General features: G+C 56.3%; 4 protein-coding genes. 1 reads left to right on the top strand and 3 read right to left on the bottom strand.

Annotated elements, in window-relative coordinates; genetic code table 11:
- Nucleotides 1-720, top strand: a 720-nt coding sequence (locus ECTPHS_RS14670) for a PEP-CTERM sorting domain-containing protein (RefSeq protein ID WP_141565370.1), incomplete at its 5' end; no start/stop codon positions are given.
- A gap of 80 nt (nucleotides 721-800) precedes the next feature.
- Here ECTPHS_RS14670 and ECTPHS_RS13475 read toward each other — a convergent pair.
- The 3 genes from ECTPHS_RS13475 to ECTPHS_RS13485 all read right to left on the bottom strand — a co-directional run.
- Nucleotides 801-1,109 carry a hypothetical protein gene (locus tag ECTPHS_RS13475; protein ID WP_008933316.1) on the bottom strand — a complete coding sequence of 103 codons (309 nt, stop codon included), beginning with the start codon at nucleotides 1,107-1,109 and terminating at the stop codon, nucleotides 801-803.
- A gap of 36 nt (nucleotides 1,110-1,145) precedes the next feature.
- A complete protein-coding gene (locus ECTPHS_RS13480) occupies nucleotides 1,146-1,529 on the bottom strand; it encodes a type IV pilin protein (protein WP_008933317.1) in 384 nt (127 codons plus the stop codon).
- A gap of 70 nt (nucleotides 1,530-1,599) precedes the next feature.
- On the bottom strand, nucleotides 1,600-3,920 hold a 2,321-nt coding region (locus tag ECTPHS_RS13485), incomplete at its 5' end, for a pilus assembly protein (protein ID WP_008933318.1).

Consider the following 3,920-nt stretch of genomic DNA (forward strand, 5'->3'; position numbering starts at 1 on the left):
GGGGATACTCCAGGGTTTGGGGTGAAGTCGGCGCAGTTTGGATTGGTAGGGAATAACAACACCGAAGATGCTGGAGGGGAGATTGGTACCGTCAGTGGCCCCACTGATACAAGCGCCGGCTCTGGTTTTGAAAACCATGTGACCTGGTCAGGAACCTATGGTGGCTTTTTTGATATCTCGCATCAGTATTTGTTCAATAATGACTATGAAAGAATCGACATTCTGACAACTTTTAATGCGCTGGTTGATCTCTCTGAACTGAAGTTTGTAAGAGCCATTGATCCGGATCCCGATGTCAATACTCATGGGTCTTTCGATACCATCAACTCTCGCGGTGCGGATGGGGTTCCGGCAGAAGATTTCGTCAATTCGCAAGGGCCTCAGACAGGGTTGACGCTGGGACTTTATTCCAATTCAAGTGTCCCGCATAACACGGGTATTTCCCTGGCATGGAGTACTGATCCTGACTTTTACCTTGCGGGAAATGACGATGGAAATGGAGATAATGTCATTGGTCTTGCGTTCAATATTGGAACGCTCCTTGCTGGAGATAGCGTTGTTCTGAGTTATTCCTATGTGATGGGGGAAACCCTGGCTTCCGTGGATCTGCCGGATAACCCAGTTGTTGGTGTTCCGGTGCCTGGAACCTTGTTCCTTTTCGGACTCGGCATGCTCGGGATTCTGTCTGCGCGTCGCCGTATCGTTAGCGTGGCTTATTAATCCTTAATTGAGGAACCCCCGGTGGCGAGCCGGGGGTTCGTTAATGTTTCGATGTGATCGCCGATGCTTGACGCATCCCCTCATTGATCATCAGCAAGAATGATCCGATACACCTGATCCCCCACGATCTGCAGTGTTACTTGTCGTCCACGCAGGTTGTTTCCCTCCCTGCTGCCGTCAAGGCCGTGAATCAGAACATGCTCCATGGTTGTGTAGCGCCGCCCATTCAGAATCACATATTGCTGCTGGCTATCCCAGGCGTCGAGCCTGCCGGTGATTTCACGATCCACAGGGACTGCAGCACCCGCGGGTGAACTCAATACCGATGCCAGCGCCAGCACCAAGATGATTCCCGAGATTCTGCTGATACAGGCATTTTTCAGAGTCATGGGGCCTCACTCCAGGCAGTTGCGGATTGACAGGGGCTACCAGCATGCATCGCCGGCAGGGGTTCTTTCACCCAAATGATTGATCGTCAGCGCATTGCAGCTACCGGATGTGACGCGTCCTTTCTGCCCCGTGGCCGTCAAGGTGAAAGTGGTCGCATCTGCGTTGACTGTTAGCGCATAGAAACCTTCAGGTGACTCAGTCGCCAGGTTGGGGCAATTATTGTAACTCAGCCTGGCGGTATAGCATCGCTCCATTTGTTGAGCCAACATGAGCAGGGCGGTCTTGCCATCGGATACCTGAGTGCGTTCCACATAGCGGGTGTAGGAAGGATAGGCAATGCTGGCCAGGATGCCGATGATTGCCACCACGATCATCAATTCGATCAGGGTGAATCCTTTTGTGTATCTGAATTTTTGCATTGGTAGATTTTCCTGATGGCTGCTGCCACGGCTGTTGTCGGTATAGGGGCGTCCCTGCCCCTTGCCGGGTTCAGCGGAGTTGCTGCCAGGACTGCCGCCCAGGCAGATCGTCCGCAGGCCCTCTCAACGGTTTTTCTTCAGGGTCGCCGGAATAGACCAGCTCTGTCCTGCCGTCGATGATGGTAGTGGGGTTTTCACCCGTGCCGAATTCCACGCCACTGGGCATCCATGCATGTTCGTCAAACAGATCATTGCCGTCTTCGTCAACGAAAACGGGTTCCACATACCGGCCACCGGAAAACAGGTCAATGTCCATCAGGAACCCCCGGCGACCCGTGCCGCAGGGGTCATCGTCCGGAATCATGGTGGTGAACCGGATGCGGGTCTGCTCCACCGTACGAGGGAGGGTGGGGCCGTTGATGACCCGCTCCCCGGAGACCATGTTCAGATCAATGTACCAGCCTCGGTGATTACTGGCCAAGTCAAAGGCGGATAGTTTGCGTAGTGTGTAGGACTGTCCCCCGACCGTGTGTCCAGTCTGTTCCTCGATGATCTGTTGCCTCAACTGGTTCCGGCCGGACACGGTGGAACCGGTATCCATGATGCCGTACAGACTCTGCACTTGGTTGCCGAGACTGCCACCGTCTTCCTGGCGGAAATAGCTGCCGGTACCAAAGGCAATAATCAGATCCTCACCGTTTTCAGCAACCGCGATGGCCGGTGCCGAGGTAATGGGTTGTGGCGCATCCCCTGCGTCCTTGGCCGTGAAAAGCTTATCGGCAGACCAACCATCAGGGCTGGTGTCGGTAACGTCAAACCGCCACAGGTTACCCTGCAAATCTCCGGCATAGACGTAGGAGGCCTTGACGTCCTGGGCCGGCCAGTCGGTCCAGCGAGGGGCGGCCAGACCGTTGGGGCTGCCGCCGCTGCCTTCGCCGGTATCGATCTTGCGGATAATGTTGCCGTTGGCCAGGTTCACCACGAACAGCATGGCCTTATGACTTTGGCTGTTGTAGCCGTTGCCGAAAATGGCGGCCCAGGTGCCGTCTGCAAGCCGCGTCACCTGGGGTTTGCCGACGTTGTACCCCAGATCATCATCCGTGAACTCCCACAGCACTTTGCCGGCGTCGAAATTGGAGGGGTCCGTCACATCCAGGGCGAAGACGGTTCTACCTCCGGCACCCATGGTGCCGATCAGCACCGTGCGCCACTGTCCCCCGATCTGTGCTTCCTCGATAACGGGTGTGCCGTCCACGAAATACCGATGGCTGTAATCCGGGTCCATCAAGCGTGACAGGGGCGCGAAGGGATTACCAGGTTCCGGATTGAGCAGCTCTCCGGGAATGAAGGCGAAGACTTCTTCGCCGTTGTCGGCATTAAACGCGTGCAGCATGCCGTCGTTGGCGCCCAGATAAATGATACGATCCCGCTCGCGATAGGACGGGGCGCCCAGCAATCTGGCAAAGCCTTCGTAGCGCTCACCGACAAACTGGGGATTGGAATTCACAATATCACCCAGCAGGCGGGCATTCCCCGATGCCGATCGACTTCTGAATCCATCATGCGCATTCTCATCGCCGCGCAACCAGGCTACCCGTTGGGCGCCGAGATCGTCCTCAGTGCCATCGGGAGAGTGGTTGAGTGCCTTTTTTTGGTCTGGAGAAAGGTTGTCGAAAAGGAACTCAAAGGCTGATCCAGATCCGTTGGTGGCGATGATGTTGCGAGTTGCCGGGCGGCCAGGGGCGCGTAGTTGTTCTTCAGCATCCCAGAATGGGTCCTTGGCAGGAGTACCATCTTCCTGAATGTATCGTGCCTCCAGGCTACCGGACCAGTCTCCAGAACGGAAGCCGGTGTTGTATAGCAGGGTGTCTTCCTGCAGCACTGCGGAACTGGCCGCCGCCGACGTGGCCGACTCCTCCACGCGGCCTACGATATCCTCAAGCACCTTGGCCAGTTCTTCGGCGAAGTCTTCCGCGTTGTCCACGCTGAAGAAGCCGCCACGACTGTTGACGGCGGCGTGGAGCAGGTCATCGATGCGTGCGCCGCAGGCGGCGCCGCCAGGGCTGTCGCCGCAGTTGAGGTAGTTCCATAGCGGGTCAGGCCAAGAGATCGGGCCGGGTGGCTCCACTGTAAAGTTAGGATCATCCTTTTTCCTCTCGTACTCCTGATATTGTCTCAGGGCGGCAAAAGCCTGCTCCGGATCAATGGTGCCTTGGACACCCAGTCCCACACCGTAGGTCACCATGTGCTGCCAGAAGGCTTCGTTGCGAGCCGACGTGGGCACCCGGTTTTCGAGGTCGGGTCTTAAATCCCGTTTCCAGTAATACATGGCCACATCGGCCAGGTTATGGGAATGGTTATCCTGAAACGGGTCTTCAGGATTGTAGGTAT

Origin of the sequence: Ectothiorhodospira sp. PHS-1 (assembly GCF_000225005.1) — a bacterium.
Lineage (GTDB): Bacteria > Pseudomonadota > Gammaproteobacteria > Ectothiorhodospirales > Ectothiorhodospiraceae > Ectothiorhodospira.